The organism is Chitinophaga japonensis (assembly GCF_007830125.1).
GTDB lineage: Bacteria > Bacteroidota > Bacteroidia > Chitinophagales > Chitinophagaceae > Chitinophaga > Chitinophaga japonensis.
Genome location: NZ_VLLG01000003.1, coordinates 1,280,140 through 1,297,412 on the forward strand (window position 1 = coordinate 1,280,140; position 17,273 = coordinate 1,297,412).

At 55.0% G+C, this 17,273-nt stretch carries 17 protein-coding genes; 7 read left to right on the plus strand and 10 right to left on the minus strand.

The window, feature by feature from the left end; all coding sequences use genetic code 11:
* Positions 1-14: 14 nt before the first annotated feature.
* Positions 15-1,199: a sensor histidine kinase gene (locus LX66_RS14255; RefSeq protein WP_145714617.1), complete on the minus strand. Its 1,185-nt coding sequence runs from the start codon at positions 1,197-1,199 to the stop codon at positions 15-17.
* Between the two features lie 25 nt (positions 1,200-1,224).
* Positions 1,225-1,671 carry a response regulator gene (locus LX66_RS14260; protein WP_145714619.1) on the minus strand — a complete coding sequence of 149 codons (447 nt, stop codon included), beginning with the start codon at positions 1,669-1,671 and terminating at the stop codon, positions 1,225-1,227.
* Positions 1,672-1,764: 93 nt separating this feature from the next.
* Here LX66_RS14260 and LX66_RS14265 point away from each other — a divergent pair, with 93 nt between their 5' ends.
* A complete protein-coding gene (locus LX66_RS14265; RefSeq protein WP_145714621.1) occupies positions 1,765-2,343 on the plus strand; it encodes a Crp/Fnr family transcriptional regulator in 579 nt (192 codons plus the stop codon).
* A gap of 58 nt (positions 2,344-2,401) precedes the next feature.
* The gene (locus LX66_RS14270) at positions 2,402-3,226 is read left to right on the plus strand and encodes an SDR family NAD(P)-dependent oxidoreductase (RefSeq protein WP_145714623.1); all 825 of its coding nucleotides are present in this window, start codon (positions 2,402-2,404) and stop codon (positions 3,224-3,226) included.
* Here LX66_RS14270 and LX66_RS14275 read toward each other — a convergent pair.
* The 4 genes from LX66_RS14275 to LX66_RS14290 all read right to left on the minus strand — a co-directional run bounded on the left by LX66_RS14275 (position 3,223) and on the right by LX66_RS14290 (position 7,647).
* A complete protein-coding gene (locus LX66_RS14275) occupies positions 3,223-4,932 on the minus strand; it encodes a GMC oxidoreductase (RefSeq protein WP_145714625.1) in 1,710 nt (569 codons plus the stop codon). The genes LX66_RS14270 and LX66_RS14275 overlap by 4 nt on opposite strands.
* A gap of 8 nt (positions 4,933-4,940) precedes the next feature.
* Positions 4,941-5,468, minus strand: a complete 528-nt coding sequence (locus tag LX66_RS14280) for a gluconate 2-dehydrogenase subunit 3 family protein (protein WP_145714627.1) — start codon at positions 5,466-5,468, stop codon at positions 4,941-4,943.
* A 94-nt stretch (positions 5,469-5,562) separates the two neighbouring features.
* Entirely contained in the window at positions 5,563-6,231 is a 669-nt protein-coding gene (locus LX66_RS14285) for a GDSL-type esterase/lipase family protein (RefSeq protein WP_145714629.1), read from the minus strand.
* 93 nt (positions 6,232-6,324) lie between these two features.
* Positions 6,325-7,647, minus strand: a complete 1,323-nt coding sequence (locus tag LX66_RS14290; RefSeq protein ID WP_158642636.1) for a M23 family metallopeptidase — start codon at positions 7,645-7,647, stop codon at positions 6,325-6,327.
* 87 nt (positions 7,648-7,734) lie between these two features.
* On the opposite strand from LX66_RS14290, the gene LX66_RS14295 reads away from it, so the two are divergent.
* Positions 7,735-8,646 (plus strand): Nif3-like dinuclear metal center hexameric protein, encoded by a 912-nt coding sequence (locus LX66_RS14295; RefSeq protein WP_145714633.1) that lies wholly within the window; start codon positions 7,735-7,737, stop codon positions 8,644-8,646.
* On the opposite strand, the gene LX66_RS14300 is transcribed toward LX66_RS14295, so the two are convergent.
* On the minus strand, positions 8,633-10,051 hold the full coding sequence (locus LX66_RS14300) for a polysaccharide lyase 6 family protein (protein ID WP_145714635.1): 1,419 nt from the start codon (positions 10,049-10,051) through the stop codon (positions 8,633-8,635). The two genes, LX66_RS14295 and LX66_RS14300, sit on opposite strands and share 14 nt — an antisense overlap.
* Positions 10,052-10,194: 143 nt before the next feature.
* Here LX66_RS14300 and LX66_RS14305 point away from each other — a divergent pair, with 143 nt between their 5' ends.
* A complete protein-coding gene (locus LX66_RS14305; RefSeq protein ID WP_145714637.1) occupies positions 10,195-10,674 on the plus strand; it encodes a hypothetical protein in 480 nt (159 codons plus the stop codon).
* A gap of 137 nt (positions 10,675-10,811) precedes the next feature.
* Positions 10,812-11,960: a glycoside hydrolase family 76 protein gene (locus LX66_RS14310; protein ID WP_145714639.1), complete on the plus strand. Its 1,149-nt coding sequence runs from the start codon at positions 10,812-10,814 to the stop codon at positions 11,958-11,960.
* A gap of 63 nt (positions 11,961-12,023) precedes the next feature.
* On the opposite strand, the gene LX66_RS14315 is transcribed toward LX66_RS14310, so the two are convergent.
* The 3 genes from LX66_RS14315 to LX66_RS14325 all read right to left on the minus strand — a co-directional run bounded on the left by LX66_RS14315 (position 12,024) and on the right by LX66_RS14325 (position 15,366).
* Positions 12,024-13,028, minus strand: a complete 1,005-nt coding sequence (locus LX66_RS14315) for a DUF6528 family protein (protein ID WP_145714642.1) — start codon at positions 13,026-13,028, stop codon at positions 12,024-12,026.
* Complete coding sequence (locus LX66_RS14320; RefSeq protein WP_145714644.1) at positions 13,025-14,254, minus strand: MFS transporter; 1,230 nt, start codon at positions 14,252-14,254, stop codon at positions 13,025-13,027. Before LX66_RS14320 ends, LX66_RS14315 begins: the two co-directional genes overlap by 4 nt.
* 113 nt (positions 14,255-14,367) lie before the next feature.
* A complete protein-coding gene (locus tag LX66_RS14325; protein ID WP_145714646.1) occupies positions 14,368-15,366 on the minus strand; it encodes a GlxA family transcriptional regulator in 999 nt (332 codons plus the stop codon).
* A gap of 154 nt (positions 15,367-15,520) precedes the next feature.
* On the opposite strand from LX66_RS14325, the gene LX66_RS14330 reads away from it, so the two are divergent.
* Positions 15,521-16,069, plus strand: a complete 549-nt coding sequence (locus LX66_RS14330; RefSeq protein ID WP_145714648.1) for an RNA polymerase sigma-70 factor — start codon at positions 15,521-15,523, stop codon at positions 16,067-16,069.
* 80 nt (positions 16,070-16,149) lie between these two features.
* Positions 16,150-17,196: a FecR family protein gene (locus tag LX66_RS14335; protein ID WP_145714650.1), complete on the plus strand. Its 1,047-nt coding sequence runs from the start codon at positions 16,150-16,152 to the stop codon at positions 17,194-17,196.
* Positions 17,197-17,273 lie beyond the last annotated feature (77 nt).

Sequence of the window (17,273 nt, forward strand, 5' to 3'; positions counted from 1 at the left end):
TCATTTAATCTAATTCAGGCAATTTCCGGTGTTTGCTTTACCGGGAGAATAATGATGAAGGAGGTGCCTGCTCCTTCCGTGCTTTCGGCAGTGATGAGCCCGTTATGCTGCTGGATGATCTTTTTGACGATGGTCAGCCCGATGCCGTTGCCCTCGTATTCATCCCTGCTGTGCAGGCGTTGGAACATGGTAAATATCTTGGCCAGGTACATTTCATTGAACCCGATCCCGTTGTCGGTAATGCGGATGCGGCAATAGTCCCCATCGGCGGCGGCAGGGCCGGTAAAGGACCTGTCCGCTATCCGTTCGCCCTGTATGCGCACTTTGGGCGCAATGCCTTTTTGAGAGAATTTCAGGGCGTTGCTGACCAGGTTCTGGAACAGTTGCCGTATCTGGTCCGGGATGGCTTCAATGGAGGGCAACCGGCTGGTTTCAAACACGGCCGCTTTTTCCCGGATGGACAGCTCCAGGTCCGCCAGGGTTTCCTGCAGCAGTTGGTTGAGGTCGCAGGCCCGGAATTGCGGCGTGCCGGAAAGCCGGGTATAATCCAGCACATCGTTGATCAGCCGGCGCATCCTTTCCGAGGCGGCCACTACCTTGTCCATATACACGGCGGCTTCGGGCGTGCCGGCCAGGAACCTTTCATTGATGAGCCGGATAAAGGTGATGATCTTGCGCAGCGGTTCCTGCAGGTCGTGCGAGGCGATGAACGCGTACTGCTGCAGATCCCCGTTGCTGATCTCCAGGGCCTTGTTGGCTTCCAGCAGTTCCGAGGTCCTTTCCTCCACCTTCTGTTCCAGCGTGGCTTTCATCTCGTTCAGCTCACGGGTTTGCCGGTACAGCCGGGAGAATGTCTTTACTTTCAGGAGCAGGATATCCGGGTCAAATGGCTTGGTCACATAATCCACGCCGCCGGAGGCATATCCTTTGGTAATGAAACGCTTGTCTATATTGACGGCGGACAGGAAAATAATGGGAATGTCCCGGGTACGGCTGTATCCTGAAATGGCCTCTGCTACTTCGTACCCGTCCATGCCCGGCATCTGTACATCCAGGATGATCAGCTCATATTCTTTTTTCAGTATTTTCCTGAGCGCCTCTTCACCGGATATGGCGGTGTCCGTTTCATACAGGTGCAGCCGGAGCAGCATTTGCAGGGAATACAGGTTTTCTTGTTTGTCATCAACTAGCAGGATCATGAGGAGAACCGCGAATATTTTTTTGTTAACCGGTAACGAAGGTGGTAACGTCATCCCGCAAGGTATGCAGGGTATCTTCCAGGTTGCTGTGCACATTGGCTGCAATAGCGGCCAGGATATTGATCAGCGCCCTGGTGTCGGTGGGTTTTGTGATAAAGCAGGCAGCGCCGTTCTGCAGGGTCTGCGCTATATCCAGCGGATGAGATGAAGTGGTATAGATGATCACCGGTATATGCTTTAGCCGGTGGTCCTGTTTCAAAGCGGAAAGACACTGCCTGCCGTCCATGCGCGGCATGTTCAGATCCAGAAAGATCACGTCCGGCAGCGCCGCTGTCGATTTCAAGGTGTCCAGCGCTTCCTGTCCGTTGGCGGCAGACCGGAATGTTACAGCCGGGTTTACCTGCTGTAACACTTCATTGAATAAAAAGGTATCGTCCGTATCATCATCTATCAATAAAAATATGGGTGACATGCTCATAGGCTCTTCTGTTGGAAAATTTAAATTACTTCAAATATGGTAATTATTAGAGATTAAATTTGTACCGTTACTATAAAAACCGCCATCATGCCGCATCAGAAGATCATCCGGCTGATCGCCGGGCTCGTCAATATAGACCAGTTTGACAGGCGCATTATCCGGGAAACATTTGAGCCCGTCAGCTATGCCCGCGGACAGGTGCTGCTCGAAGCCGGTGAGGTAGCGCGCTACATGTACTTTATCAACAGCGGCTACCTGCGGCTGTACTATATTGACCAGGAGGGGAAGGAAGTGACCAGTCATATCAACTGTCCCATGGACTTTATGACCTCCTTTAACAGCTACATCGGCCAGCGCCCTTCCTACGAAACATTTGAGTGCATTACGGATTGTGAGCTGCTGCGCATCCGGCACCAGGAGCTGGAAAGCCTGCTGCAGCACAACCAGCGCTGGGCGGCCTTCGGCAAGATCGTGTACGAAGAGGTGATCAAATACAATGAACAGAAGGCCAAGGACCTCGTAAGCCTGACGGCCCGGCAGCGCTACCTCAACCTGCTGCAGCGCTTCCCGGATATTATCCGCCACGTGCCCCTGCAGTACATTGCTTCCTTCATCGGCATCAAACCGGAATCCCTGAGCCGTATCCGGCGCGAAATCATTACTTAACATAGGTCAAGCGATTTGCAGATCAGCCCCTGCAATTTTGCAGGATAAATATTGACGCATGCAACTAACTACTGTTAAAGGAAAAACAGCGCTCGTTACCGGCGCCTCTTCCGGTATTGGAGAGGCATTTGCGCACAGGCTGGCGGCAGCAGGCTGCCATGTGATCCTCACTGCCCGCTCGGAAGACAAACTGCAGCAAACAGCCGCTGTGCTGCGGGACAAATACCAGGTGCAGGCGCATTGCTATCCCGGGGACCTTACGCTGCGGGAAACGCCGGCCGCTTTATTTGAAAAGGTGCAGCGGGACGGACTGCAGGTAGACATCCTCGTGAATAATGCCGGCTTTGGCAAATGGGCGCCGTTCCTGAATGAAACGGCGGCTACCTACGAAGATATGGTGCAATTGAACGTGGATGCGGTGGTACAGCTCACGCATCTTTTCCTGCCCGCCATGCTGGCAAGGGGCGAGGGCGGTATCATCAACATCGGGTCTACCGGCTCCTTCCAGCCCTGCCCGTACATTGCGGTGTACTGCGCCACCAAAGCGTTCCTGCTGAGTTTTTCCGAAGCCCTGTACGGGGAATATCATCACCGTGGTATCACGGTAACGGCTGTATGCCCCGGCAATACCAGGACGGAATTTTTTAAGATCGCCAATGCAGACGTGAAGGGCATGCCTTTTGATACGCCGGCGCGCGTTGCGGACGACGGGTTGAAAGCATTGCTGCAGGGGAGGAATTACAAAGTGATCGGGTTCGGCAATTATATGCAGGCTCAGTCGCCCCGGTTCTTCTCCCGGAAAATGATCATTAAGATCGTGCGGGGCCTGTTTGAGAAGCGGGTAGGGCCGGAAAAGCCCCACCCTGCGCCGGTATTGCGCTAGATCTCTCCTTTTTTCAGTTGTGTAACGGCGTGGTCCACGGCCCGCGCGCTGAGCGCCATATAGGTGAGCGACGGGTTCTGCGTGGAGGTGGAGGTCATACAGGCGCCGTCTGTCACGAATACGTTGGTGCAGGCGTGCACCTGGTTCCACTTGTTCAGCACCGAGGTCTCGGGATCATGCCCCATGCGCGCGCCGCCCATCTCGTGGATATCCAGGCCGGGCGCCTGTTTGCTATCCTCTACCCGGATGTCGGTAAAGCCGGCTTTGGTATACATCTCCGTGAACTGCTCCTGGAAGTCCTTCACCATCTTTTCATCATTATCGTCATAGGCGATGTTGATGTGGAGCAGGGGCATGCCCCACTCGTCTTTTTTTGACGGGTCCAGCGACACCGTGTTGGAGGCTTTGGGAATGGTCTCGCCCATCATGTGCGAGCCTACATACCAGGGGCCCAGCGTTTTGGCGGCCAGTTGTTCTTTCAGTCCCCTGCCAAAGCCGCTGGTATCGTGATGGTTGCCCCTGCCGGCAAAGAAGCCGGCGGCATAGCCGCGCAGGAAATCCGTTTCCTGTTTGTACAGGTTGCGGAAACGCGGCAAGTAAGCGCTGGTGGGGCGCCTGCCTTCGTCGTTCACCTGCTTGAAGTCATGGCACAGCGCGGAAATGCGCGCGCGGTAATTATGGAAGGCCACGTATTTGCCCAGCGTGCCGCTGTCGTTGCCCAGGCCGTTGGGAAAACGGCCGGACACGGAGTTCAGCAGCAGCAGGTTGGTATTCAGCGCGCCGGCATTTACGAAGATCACCTTCGCGAAATAATCCGTGACCGCTTTGGTATGGGCATCTATCACCCGCACGCCGGTGGCTTTTTGTTTTTTGTCGTCGTACAGTATTTCCTGCACTACGCTGTCCGGCTGCAGGGTGAGGTTTCCCGTTTTGGCCGCCCAGGGCAGGGTGGAGGCGTTGCTGCTGAAGTAGCCGCCAAAGGGGCAGCCGCGCTGGCACAGGGTGCGGTTCTGGCATTGTACCCTTCCCTGGTCCAGGTGTATCTGCTGCGGCTCCGTAAGGTGGGCGCAGCGCCCGTATATCACGTGGCGGTCCTTGTAGGATTTAGCCACTACGTCCCGGAAATATTTTTCCACGTCATTCAGTCCCACTGCCGGCAGGAATTCGCCGTCCGGTAACTGGGGCAGGCCGTCCCTGTCGCCGGAAATGCCTGCAAATTTCTCTACATGGCTGTACCAGGGCGCCAGGTCCTTGTAGCGGATGGGCCAGTCCACGGCAAAGCCGTCGCGGGCCGGTCCTTCAAAATCAAAATCGCTCCAGCGCTGCGTTTGCCGCGCCCACAGCAGCGATTTGCCGCCTACCTGGTAGCCGCGTATCCAGTCAAAGGGCTTGTCCTGCACATAGGGATGCTCCTGGTCCTTCACGAAAAAATGCATGGCGTCTTCCCGGTAAGCGTAGCAGCGGCTTACCACGGGATTGGCTTCCGCAATGTCCAGGGGCACCTGCCCGCGGTGGGGAAATTCCCAGGGCATCATGTTGGTAGTAGGGTAATCCTTCAAATGCTGCACGTTCCTGCCGCGCTCCAGCACCAGTGTTTTCAGTCCCTTTTCCGTCAGCTCCTTGGCGGCCCAGCCTCCGCTGATGCCCGAGCCTATCACAATGGCGTCAAATGTGCGCTCCTTTGCCGAATCGTTGATATTGATCATAGTCACTTTTAAACGGGTACGCTGCTGATATATTTTCCGGGCACCAGCTTGTATACCTCCACCTTGGTGAGGTAGTACTCGGAGCTGGTGTAGCCCTGTATGGTCAGCCGTTTGAATGTATTGTAGAAATAAGCCGCGTCGTCGCCGGCATCCTGCCTGGCAGCAGCAGCGGTGATGATCGCTTCCTGCTCCACTGATGTGCACGCAGCATAACTTTTGTTATACTTTTTCCGCACCCCGTCGCGGAACTGTTGCAGGCCGGAAACAAAGCGCTCCCGGTCTTCCTTTTTATAACAGTCGTTGAGCATGCGCAGCGCAAAGGCATGCGCGTCCACCTCCCGGGCGCCCGGCGTGTCGGTGGCGGGAATAAGGGTGCCGGCGATGGCAGCCAGCATCGCCTCATCGTCTACGCTGATGTCCAGGTTATTGTAGGCGGCGGCAGCCGGTTTTTTGTCATTCACGCAGGCAGGCAGCAAGGCAGCGCCGGCGGAGATGATCAGCAACTGCCTGATCGCGGATCGTCTGTTTACATGCATTTTACAGTGTAATTAATGTAGCAAAATATGGTGATGCTGTCAGAATAGCAATACCGGGATAAAAAAGTATAAGGTTATGCCGGAAATGCATCGATCAGTTTGCCGGCAGCAGGTGCGGGGCAATTGCTTCGCGCCAGATGGCGTAACCTTTTTCGTTCATGTGCAGCATGTCGCTTAGGAACAGCTCGGGGCGCGGCTGGCCTGCTTCGTCCAGCATGGGATGGTAGATGTCCACGAACACCGCATGCGGGTCCGTTTCCAGGAAGGCTGCAATCAGCTTGTTGGCGGCCAGCGCTTTTTCCATGAACTGCGCCCGGGAGGGGCTGGGCTTGATGGCGATATACACGATGGGAACCTCCGGCAGCTTGGCGCGGATCACGCTGAACAGGCGTTTGGTGCGCTGCAGGATGGAGTCTGCCGTTGTTTGCCCGTCCGGCACATCGTTGTCGCCCACATACAGCACGATCTGCCGGGGATGGTAAGGGAATATAATGTCATTGGCATAAAAGATCATGTCGTTTACAATGGTGCCGCCAACGCCGCGGTTCAGCACCGTGTGCTCCGGGAAATCTTTTTCCAGGGAGCTCCATTTGCGGATGGAGGAGCTGCCGGTGAACAGGATGGGATGCGCCGGCGGCGTATACATCTGGTCATAGTGCTTAATGGTTTGCACATCGTCCCAGAAACGGGGCTTTTCCTGTGCAATGCTGCTGCCTGTAATGCCGGACAAAATAACGAAAAGAAGGATGATTGCTTTTTGCATAGCCTGTCAGATAGTTTTATGACGTGAATGATCCAAAAAATGGTGTCAGGCTTGTAAAGCTATTAAAGTTTCCATAAAAATAAAGGCCCGGTTTTACCATTGCAGCCATCCTTTCTGCTCCCCGTAGCTTACAAAATGATAATCCCCGTCCTTTCCAAGCAGCCGCACGCTGCTCCCGGAGGGAATGGTGGTCTTTATGGCGGTAGCGCTGTCCGGCGCATCCAGCAGGGGCAGGTCGTTTGCTATTTTCCTGGAGGCGTAAGGCCTGCCGGAGATCGCCGTGCTTTGCACAAAGCCTTCCCGTTTGTCCGGCAGCGCTACTTTATACCAGTTGCCGGTAGCCGCCAGCACCTGCATCAGTTGGTTGGGCGGCAGCCGGTCTACCGCCTCGCTGTTGCCGGCCGGCGTATTGCGCAGGGTGGTAGCGGTGGTATTGCGCACGTTGCTGTCCAGCATGTCCGTGGAGGCGCGGACAGGATCGGGGGCTGCCCGGCGCGTATTCACAAAAGGCAGCGGATCTACCGCCCCGCTGCCGGTATAAATGCCGAAATGCAGGTGGGTAGGCGTCGTGCGGGCGTTGCCGGTATTGCCCATCAGTCCCAGGGTATCGCCGGTGCGCACATGCTGCCCGGTGCTGACCAGTTGGGAATCCAGGTGGGCGTAATACAGGGTGTAATGCTTCCCGCTGGGGCGCAGGAACACTACTTTCCCGCCCAGGTTATTCTGCCCGGCATTGGTAATGTAACCATCTGCAGCCGCCACCACCGGGGTTCTGAATGCACCGAAAATATCGATGCCTTCATGTTGGCGGGCGCCGGCATCCCGCGCATCGCCCCAGAAGCTGCCAATTCGGTGCCGCGTTTTGCCCGGCACCGGGAATGCCAGGCTGGGCGCAGTGGTAATGGTAAGGGTATACTGGCCGCTGCGCAGCAGTTCCGGCTGCAGGCGTAACAGCAACTGCCCGTCCCTTTCCACCTCGTACTCCAGTACCCGGGTGCTGGTGTCTGCAGCGGCCAGCAGGGAAGGGCTGCTGTTATCCCTGCCCGGTTCCCACAGGTCGGCAAACAGCAGCAGGCTACCAGGTGGTTTGATGTTCACCGCAATGTGGACCTTTTCCCCCCGCCTGGCCGGGAACAGGTAGCCCGCCGCGTCTGGCCGGGCCGCGGCAAAATAGCCGTTCTCGCTGTAGGGCAGCGTGATGCTGAGCGGGCGCGACAGCGCTTTTTCCGCCGCGCTGAACCACAGGCTGCCCAGCGCTGTTTCCTGCAGGCCTGCATCCGCAATGCGGCCGGCATATTCCTCGTGCGCCGTTTTTTTGGCAAACAGGCCTCTTTTGGAGGTAGAGCAGGCAAGAAGCAGCAACACCATGAATGTCAATAGCAAAGCGCCGTTCTTGAACAGATAAGTCCGGATCATGGCAAAGACAGTTTTATATGGAGAGGGTACAGCAAGAGTTGCGCCAGAGCAGTGATGAATGCTTACCTTTAAGACAAATGTCATCCTATGCACCATTTTGCTGAAAAAGCAAGCGGCAGGCGCAACTTCCTGTCCCTGCTGCTGAAAACCGCCGGCGCCCTGCTGTCTGTGCCCGGTATATCCCTTGCCGTTAGTAATGCTCATCGTTACCGGGATTATACCGTACAGGATATCATCGATATCGTCCTGGAGGAGATCCCCGGCGCGCCCTTTAAGGAAACGGTAGATACCCTCAAAAGCGGCAGCGCCGGGCAGCAGGTAACCGGCATTGTCACCACCATGTTCCCCACCGTATCCGTTATTGCGGAAACGGCCAGGCGCAGGGCCAATTTCATTATTGCGCATGAGCCCACTTTTTACAACCACCTGGACGATCCCCAATGGGTAGCGAACAACCAGGTAGTGCAGCAAAAGCAGGCGTTGCTGCAACGGCATGGAATAGCGGTATGGCGCTTTCATGATTACTGGCATACCCACCGCCCGGACGGCATTGGGTACGGCGTGCTGAAAAAGGCCGGCTGGGAGCAGTATTATCAACCGGGCGAGCGCATGCTGCAAATGCCTCCTGCGGCGCTGAAAGACATTGTGGCCCACCTGCAACGGTCATTGGGTATAGCGCATGTGAGGGTGATCGGCGACCCGGCGCAACAGTGCGCCCGCATTGTCCTGGTGCCGGGCGCTGCCGGCGGTAAGATGCAGGTCAGTATGGTGGAGCAGGCGCACCCGGATGTGCTGATCGTGGGAGAGGTGCATGAATGGGAAACCGCGGAATATATCCGCGATGCCCGCGCGATGGGAGCAAAGACAGCGCTGGTGGTGCTGGGACATGCAGTAAGCGAGGAGCCGGGCATGGAATGGCTGGTGGACTGGTTGCAGCCTAAAGTGCCGGGTTTGACCGTAGCGCATATCCCTTCCGGTGATCCTTTCACCTGGCATTGAACCGCGCCAGGGTGGGCGCCGGGTCGGGCCAGGCAGCCGGTCCCACCATATCCGGGGTAAGTATGCGGGCGCTTACCGCAGCAGCAGATACTTCATCCGCCCCTGCATCCAGCGGGGATGTGCGCGGCTGGCCGTCCATGTCCACCGTAACGGCCGGGTAGGATCCCGTAGCAGCGCCAATGGCCGGGCTGCCGGCCTGCAGATGGAATGTGCCTGTTGCATCCCTGGCCAGCAGCGGGTTGGCCACGCTGTACCCGGAGGATGGCATATCGCCGTCCCCGTTTGTATTATACAGTATGTTGCCGCTCCAGGCGCCGCCGGTATAAGGGCCGGCAAGGGTAGCGGCGGGGCCTCCGCCCTGTATGATGTTGTTGGCAACCGTAATGCCTGTGGCGCCCAGCCCGTTGCTGCGCCCTGCCTGGTAAATATTGCGGGGATTGTTCACCAGGGTATTGAAAGCGATCAGCACCCGGTCCGGGCGGTCATGCACGGTCAGCGCATCGCCGTCAGCCACTTCTCCGTCGCCGTTACCAATATTGATGGCAGGATCACAGTTCTCAAAGTGATTGCTGTAAATGCGGTGATCATCCCCGAAAATGCGCATGCCCGGCGTGTTGATGAAATAGTTGCCGTAAACAAGGTTGCGGTTGCCATGCCGTAGCGTAAAATGGGCCGGGCAGTTGCGGATGGTGTTGTAACGGAAGGTGATAGCAGATGCTTTAATGGAGACCAGCTCGTTTTCTCCCGCACATTCCTCGAAGAGGTTATGCTCGATGATGCTGTTGCCGGACGACAGGCTGTAGCCGCTGAGGCCCACCTGCAGCGACTCTGCGCCATTGGCCGTTTGCGGCTGATGATCGTGGAAGTAGTTGTGGTGAATGTGTATGCGCTGGCCTATCTGGCTGCCGGAGCCGCGGATGGTGATGAAGCGCCCCATGGCGTTCTTGTGCCGGAAGGTGTTGTAATCTATCTCATGGTCATTACCGCTAATGGACAGGTTTTCTCCCTTTCCCGGTGTTTCAAATATGTTCTGCGTCCAGCGGCAGAAGCTGGTGCCGCTGCTCATGGTGGCCTGAGAGGCGTTATGGGTGAATATGAACCCGCGGATAACGATATACCTGGCAGGGCTGACCAGGCTGAAGCCGGCCGTGCCGCTGATCACCGCGCCGCCAATTGTTTGCGCGGTAATGACGATCGGCTGCGATGCGGCGCCCTGCCGGTTGATGGTAATATCCGTGCCGGCCGTGTAGGCGCCATTGGCCAGCACGATGGTATCTCCCGGGGAGGCGTTGTTAATGGCGTTTTGCAGGGCGGACAAGGAGGTAACGGGAATGGTGGCTGCGGATACCCGCTGGTATCCCGGCAGGCATAAAAGGCCCAGTAAGAACAGGCAAAGCTTTGGCATAACAAAAGGGTTTTGATGTTTCATGAGCGGAGTTGACGTGGCAGGTGTAAATTAACAAATTTCTCTCATAATGCAAACGATTGCATTTTTCAAAAGGTAGGGCGAAATATCATAATTTAGCGGGGATCATTAAGTATAACACTATGAAAACCGTTTTTATCGCTGGCGCAATGCTGGCCTTCTGCAGTTGCACGCAACATCCGCGTACAGCTCCCGTTACTGTTTCGCTCAGCTACCGGCAAACAGATATCCAGCAACAGTTTGATACCTTGTTTAACCACCAGCAAACGGCTGCCGGTGTATACAAGGGGTTTATAGAACAGGCATTGGCCATATGCCATGGCGACACCGGTACGGTTACACAGGATGTACTGTCCAGCATGTACCTGAACCGGCATACCGGCCGGTACGACTGCGTGACCACCACCGTTTTCCAGTTCCCGGACGGCACGATTGCCGCCAACGGGTTGTTTAACCTGACACCGGGGGATACCATTGCCCCGGATCATGATTTTCCCATTACCGGCGGTTCCGGTGCTTACCACGATATTGCCGGAACATATACCCGCCGGTACCGGGAGGGCGTGTATCATGTGGAGCTGCGGTATTATAAGCTGCGGTAAGCGCCACCCGCCCTAAAATTATTTCCCCGCTTGTAAGGAATTTCGTGCGCCTGCCTGTCTTTAGTGTATATGCCCGTAAACCCGGCCCGGCTCCCGGGCCGCTATGTAAACCCTTTATTCACTAAAAAAACAAGCGCATGAAAATTCCACTGTATGCCCTCATCCCGGCGCTCCTTTGCTGCAGTTGTGCAAAAAAGGCGATAGACAGCCCGGAAAACACTTCCCTGCAGGCCGCCGGCGAAAATAACGTAACGATCAGCGCCGTGCAGCCCACGAAATCCGAATCCCTGCTGGCCATGCAATGCTACAATAATGCATTCTATCACCAGTATGGCACATACGGGCCTTCCTATAAGGCGTACTATTATTCCGATGTAACCCACTCCGGCAGGATGGATTTCTGGAGGCAGGCGGAAGCTATAGAAACCCTGATCGACGCCTATACCATTCACAATGACCCCGATCTCCGGAACAAGATGGTGTACCTGTACAACGGCATGCGGGACGCCTATGGACTGCTGTGGTCTTCCAATACTTTCAACGACGATGTGATCTGGGGCGCTCTGATGTGTGTGCGGGCCTTCCTGATCACCAATGACGGCGGCATGAAGGATATGGCGAAGAACAATTTTGACCTGGTGTGGTCCCGCGCCTGGGACAGCAGCCTGGGAGGCGGCCTGTGGTGGACCACCGCCAACAATACAAAGAACGCTTGTGTAAATGCGCCGGCCGCTATCTGCGCCATGTACCTGTACCAGGTGACTGGCGACGCCGGCTACCGGGATAAGGCGAAGATGATCGTGGACTGGATGGTGAGCAAATTATATGTGCCCGGCACCGGCGAGGTAAGGGGCGCCATGAATGCCGCCGGCGTTATTACGGAAGGCGCCCGCACCTATACGCAGGGCACTTTTATTGGCGCCTGCAGCATGCTGCATAATGCCTATCCATCCGCTAACTACAAGGCAATGGCGGCCAAAGCGATGGACTATACCAAAAACAGCATGTGCAATGCCGATGGCCTGCTGCCGGATGAATATGATACCGAAGACTGCCAGGGATTCAAAGCCATTTTTGCGCGCTGGGCCTGCCAATTTGTGCGCGACCATGGTTACCAGGGCGCTTATGCCTCCTGGCTCAATTACAATGCTGCGCAGGCATGGAGCTACCGGAATTCCAACGGGTTGATGTGGGCGCAGTGGTGGCGCAGAACGCCCGATAGTTATGTCAACTCCTTTGAAACCACCTGCGGGGTGGCCATGATGAACGGGGTGTGGCTGTTTTAAGATAACAAGGCTGCGCATTCCCCTGGTGCGCAGCCTTGTTATTATTGCATAAGCATATCCTGCCTACGGGCATTGTTTCATTTCGTGTACGGCCGGGTAGCTGAAAGCGTTCTCCAGGTACCAGCGGGCTTTATAGATCTTGAGCCCGGGCTGGTAAAAAACGGTATTCCCTTTTTCATCAATGACTTCGTCCGTCCACCAACTGGTTTTGGGGCGGATGATGATAACAGGCAGGTCATCGCCGCCGGAGGAAACGCTTTTGATGTTGGCCTGTATGCTGCCGTACTGCTCCATTTTTTGAGTGTCGGGGTAGTAGATGTACACATTGTTGGTGTTGGTGAGCCACAATGCCTGTTGCCCATATACGGGGAAAAGGTCGTGCGCATCTTTACCGGGCAGGTTCACCGCGTCTTGCTGCACCAGTTCCGGCTGGCTGCAGTTGAAATTGTAGGTGAAGGACAGCAACTGGTGGTCCGCCGCGGACCACAGCACCTGCCGCTGCTGATCCCACACTACATTGTGGCCAAAGGGCAGCGGGTATTTCCGGCTGTACACGGCTTCGGGCGCGCTGGTGGTATCCACCCGGAACAGCATCATGAAATTGCCGGTGCTGGAAGCGCTTACAATATTGCCGTCCGGCAGCAGCTCCGCGGAGTGGGTGTTGCCGCCGGCATAGGCATAGAACACGGTCTTTTTGTCGGCGATCCTGACCAGCGCCACGCCGCCGCCGGAGGCGGTCACAAGCAGGTACTGCCCGCAGTATACCGGTTTGGCATCGCTGGTATTGGTAAACCAGGCGAGGTGCTGCGGCTGCACGTTGGACTGTTCCGGCCTCCACTCCCAGAAGACCTGCCCGGACACTACATCGGCAATGGCTACACGGTTATGCAACTGCTCGGACAGCACGATACATTTCCTGCACTCGGCCACTGTGGCCGGTGGTTTGGGCGCGTTGGTGTCAGGGACCGGGTTGCCTGTTCCCGGCCCGGCGGCCGCCACGTTCTCCTTTCCCCAGGCGATGATAGCGCAAACCAGGGCGCTGCATATCCAGGTTGATATTTTTTTCATGTTACAATATTATCCTTACCGTTACGTGCGCGCATGCTCCACAGGAAGATCACTGCGCAAATAATGCCGGCGGCGCCCTGCAGGCTGGCCGTCAGCGGTGCGCCCACCTGGCTGGCCGCTCCTCCGGCCAGCAGGCTGCCCACGGGCAGGGTACCCTGGAAGGCCATGGCATAATAGCTGATCATCCTGCCGCGCATATAACCAGGGACATTAGTTTGCACATAAGTGTTGGTAGCCGCTATCTGCCCCATCATGCCCATACCGGACAGCATGATCAGGAACAGCGCCAGCGGCAGCGAGCCAGCAAGGGAAAACAGCAGTATGCTTCCCGCGAAGAGGATACCCGCTGCGCCAATGATCTTTACGAGATCTTTCCCGGGCTTGAGCCCCGCCATATAGATGGCGCTTGCCAGTGCGCCCAGCCCCGTGATGCTGGCAAACCAACTGTAGGTTTTTGCATTGCCGCCAAACACGTCTTTGGCAAATACCGGCGTTAGTGTATTAAAGGACATCAGGAAAATGCCGGAAGCCGCGAGCATCAGGATCACGGCGCGTATATCCGGCGCCTGCTGCAGGTAGCGGTAGCCTTCCCGCAGGCCCTGCCATACATTGCCTTCCACGCGCTGCGGCGGCGGTAATTGCAGATTCATCATCAGCAGCGAAATGATCACGGCAATGAAAGAGAAAAAATCTACCAGGAAACAAACCCCTTCCCCGAAAGTGCTGAGGATAAGGCCCGCAATGGCCGGCCCCAGCAGGCGGGCCAGGTTTACCATGGATGAGTTGAGCGCAATGGCATTCGGGAGATCATCTTTATTGTCTATCAGGTCTACCATCAGCGATTGCCGTGAGGTCGTATCAAATGCGTTGATGATCCCCTGCACGACGCTCAAAAATATGATGGCGGTAATATTATAGTGTTCCAGCAATACGATGGCGGCCAGTACGCCGGATTGCAGCATGGAGGCCACCTGGGAATACAGCAGGATGCGGTAACGGCTGTGCCTGTCAGAGAGCGTACCGGCATAAGGAGAGAACAGCATGGAAGGGATCAGCCCGGAGAAGCTCACAATGCCCAGCATGAGGGAGGAATGCGTAACCCGGTATACCAGCCAGCTCACAGCCATGCGCTGCATCCAGGTGCCGATGAGCGAGATGGATTGCCCGGTAAAATATAAGCGGTAATTGCGTGATCTTAAGGATCGGAAAACTTGCGATGGTTTCAAAGCTACCTTACAAAAGTAACGGATTGATGGCGGAAAACAAAGGCGGCTATCGGGGGATAGTACGGGTATGTGATAGGTGGACCTAACAGGCAATAGAAAAGGCCCTTCCCATCTCACACCACCACCGCTTCCTTGTTATACCTGCTCCTGTACTCCAGCGGCGACATGCCCGTGATCTTCCTGAACACCTCACGAAAGGCCTTCACATCTGAATATCCCACTTCATACATTACTTCGTTCACCGTTTTACGACTGGTTTCCAGGGCTTTTTTAGCCCATTCAATTTTTACCCTTTGTGCATATTCAACAGGGGTATTACCGGTGGCTTTGATAAACCTCCTGTCAAAGTTCCGCCTGCCGACAGCGAATTTTGAAGACAAATGCTCCACGGAGATTTTCTCCTCCAGGTTGCTCTCAATATAGTCCTGTGCCTGCTTTACCATTTCATCGCCATGTTTTTTCTGGCCCTTGAATATGGTAAAGGCCGACTGGCTCTGCCGGTCCAGCTCGATCTGGAATATTTTGGAGCAGTAGATGGCCGTTTGCCGGTCATAGTATTTCTCTACCAGGTAGATCACCAGGTTCAGGAAAGAGTACGCCCCGCCATTCGTATAAATACCATTTTCGTCCGTGATCAACTGGTCCGCCTGCAGGTTTACTTTGGGGAACAGGTTTCTGAAAGTATCCGCGGCAGACCAGTGCGTGGCACAGCTCCTGCCATCCAGTAAACCTGCGGAGGCCAGCATGAAGGCGCCGGTGCACATGCTGGCTATTTCAGCGCCCTCCTTGTATTGCTGCTCCACCCAGTCTATCAGCAATTTGTTTCCTTTCAGCGCTTTTTCATAATCGCGCACCAGTGAGGGAATGATAATAAGATGGGTTTTGGAGATCGCTGAAATATGGGTTTGCGTTTTCACCATGAACAGGTCGTTATAAACGCCCACTTTTTTTGAAACGCCTGCCAGCTCCACTTTATACGGCTCCTGCCGGCCGCTGCCGGGTTCCGCCCAATACTCATTGGCCCTTGCAAATATTTCGTATGTCCCCACAATGCTGGCGATGGTGCTTAGGTTGCTTTGCCCGTCCGGCACGATGATGGTAATATGTTTCATCTGTTTTTTTTCAAAGATAACAATTGTTCCTGTCCAGATCAACCCACCGGAATGTCTAAGTTGCCACCTGTGGGAGTAGTATTTGGACCGGCCCTACCTTCCCCGGACCTTTTTTGTATTTTAGACTGGCAATTGTGTTTTTTACATTTACATCATGTCCACGTTTAATACGATCGCTGCATTGAAGGAGGGAGATACTTCCGTTTTCAGTGAATTATTTAACGAATATCACCGGAAGGTGTATTTATATGTTTTATCCAAAACACATTCCCGGTATCTCGCTGAAGAAACTACCCAGATCACGTTCATTAAGCTATGGGATTACCGCCAGCAACTCGATGAATCGAAGCCGGTCAGCAGCCTGATATTCCGTATCGCCAGCGCTACCCTCATTGACCTGTTCCGGAAGGAAGCCGTCAAGGCCCGGTTCCTGCAACAGGAAAGGCCGGGGGAGGCCGGTAGCTGGAACAGCTCCGAAGCCGTAGAGGCCAAGGAGCTGCAGCAGCGGATCAGGCATGTGGTGCGCAACATGCCACCGGTACGGAGAAGGGTGTTCGAGCTAAGCCGTTATGAGTTTAAATCCTACAAAGAGATCGCCGAGCTCCTTTCCGTGTCCGTAAAAACGGTGGAGAATCATATGGCGCTTGCCATCAAACATTTAAGGGACTTCCTGGTAGTGTTGCTGCTGTGCCGCTTTTTTTAAAAAAAATATCTGCTCATTAGGGGATGCACTTTTCTCAAACGATATAGTAGTAGAAAGGGCGCCCATTATCTTAACCGGAAATGATACCAAGGGAATTGATTGACAAATATTTCAGGAATGAATGCAGTGATGAAGAAAAGCAACTGGTGCTGGAATATTTTCGGAATAATCCTGAAGCATGGAATAAATACATCACCGAAGAGGATTGGGACAATTTTGTGGTGAGCCAGGAGCTGGATCCCGGCTTATCCAGGAGGCTGTTCAAAACCGTAAGCCGGCGCTCTTTTAAAAAAGGCCGCCGGGCCAGGACCGCCTGGCTGGCAGCCGCCGTGTTACTGGGGCTGGCCATTACTGTGCTGCTGTGGAACTACCGCGCCGGCAACGGGGAGCTTGTTGCAGATAGCGGGGCGCCTGCCGGCAGGCAGATGGCGGAAAGAAGGAACCTTTCTGATACGCTGATGCAGGTCCTGCTGGATGACGGTTCCGTGGTGATGTTATCGCCCCGTAGCAGCATCCGGTTCTATGAGCCCTTTGTATCAGGTAACAGGAGAACGGTGTACCTGTCAGGCCAGGCCCTGTTTAAAGCTGCCGGGGATAAAGCCCGGCCGTTTATGGTGTACTCGGACCAACTGGCCACCACTGTGCTGGGTACGTCCTTTACTGTACAATCATTTAACGGCAGCAGCGTGATAAAGGTAAGGGTACATGAAGGGAAAGTGCAGGTGGCCGCTGCCGATACCGTCCGGGCAAAATGGAAGCAGCGCGTGATCCTGCTGCCCGGCGATGAGCTGACGTACAATAAAATAACGATGCTGGCAAGCGTAAAGCGGAATACACCTGCAGAGCAGATGGTAAAAGCAGGTCCTGCCGATCGAAGGGACCACGAAGTCCAACGGCCGGACTGGTACTCCTTTGACATATCGCCGCTCTCAGATGTGTTTGACCAGCTCAGCAGCTATTACCAGGTGGATATTTATTATTATCCTTCCGATATCAGTAATAAATACTTTTCAGGAATGATGCGTAAAACAGATACTCTGGAAACTATACTGCATGATATCGCGCTGCTCAACCACCTTACCATTGAGAAAAAGGATGGCAGCTATATCATAAGAAAGCAACATTAACCAGCATATACAGATATCAACCCCGGTTGCTGTGCAGATCAGCAACGGGCCTTCTATTGCCTAACTCAAGACCGTAC

What these genes read in the sequence shown, in the direction of transcription:
- LX66_RS14255 (WP_145714617.1), bottom strand. Translation starts at nt 1,199, where the DNA reads ATGATCCTGCTAGTTGATGACAAACAAGAAAACCTGTATTCCCTGCAA.
- LX66_RS14260 (WP_145714619.1), bottom strand. Translation starts at nt 1,671, where the DNA reads ATGTCACCCATATTTTTATTGATAGATGATGATACGGACGATACCTTT.
- LX66_RS14265 (WP_145714621.1), top strand. Translation starts at nt 1,765, where the DNA reads ATGCCGCATCAGAAGATCATCCGGCTGATCGCCGGGCTCGTCAATATA.
- LX66_RS14270 (WP_145714623.1), top strand. Translation starts at nt 2,402, where the DNA reads ATGCAACTAACTACTGTTAAAGGAAAAACAGCGCTCGTTACCGGCGCC.
- LX66_RS14275 (WP_145714625.1), bottom strand. Translation starts at nt 4,932, where the DNA reads ATGATCAATATCAACGATTCGGCAAAGGAGCGCACATTTGACGCCATT.
- LX66_RS14280 (WP_145714627.1), bottom strand. Translation starts at nt 5,468, where the DNA reads ATGCATGTAAACAGACGATCCGCGATCAGGCAGTTGCTGATCATCTCC.
- LX66_RS14285 (WP_145714629.1), bottom strand. Translation starts at nt 6,231, where the DNA reads ATGCAAAAAGCAATCATCCTTCTTTTCGTTATTTTGTCCGGCATTACA.
- LX66_RS14290 (WP_158642636.1), bottom strand. Translation starts at nt 7,647, where the DNA reads ATGATCCGGACTTATCTGTTCAAGAACGGCGCTTTGCTATTGACATTC.
- LX66_RS14295 (WP_145714633.1), top strand. Translation starts at nt 7,735, where the DNA reads ATGCACCATTTTGCTGAAAAAGCAAGCGGCAGGCGCAACTTCCTGTCC.
- LX66_RS14300 (WP_145714635.1), bottom strand. Translation starts at nt 10,051, where the DNA reads ATGCCAAAGCTTTGCCTGTTCTTACTGGGCCTTTTATGCCTGCCGGGA.
- LX66_RS14305 (WP_145714637.1), top strand. Translation starts at nt 10,195, where the DNA reads ATGAAAACCGTTTTTATCGCTGGCGCAATGCTGGCCTTCTGCAGTTGC.
- LX66_RS14310 (WP_145714639.1), top strand. Translation starts at nt 10,812, where the DNA reads ATGAAAATTCCACTGTATGCCCTCATCCCGGCGCTCCTTTGCTGCAGT.
- LX66_RS14315 (WP_145714642.1), bottom strand. Translation starts at nt 13,028, where the DNA reads ATGAAAAAAATATCAACCTGGATATGCAGCGCCCTGGTTTGCGCTATC.
- LX66_RS14325 (WP_145714646.1), bottom strand. Translation starts at nt 15,366, where the DNA reads ATGAAACATATTACCATCATCGTGCCGGACGGGCAAAGCAACCTAAGC.
- LX66_RS14330 (WP_145714648.1), top strand. Translation starts at nt 15,521, where the DNA reads ATGTCCACGTTTAATACGATCGCTGCATTGAAGGAGGGAGATACTTCC.
- LX66_RS14335 (WP_145714650.1), top strand. Translation starts at nt 16,150, where the DNA reads ATGATACCAAGGGAATTGATTGACAAATATTTCAGGAATGAATGCAGT.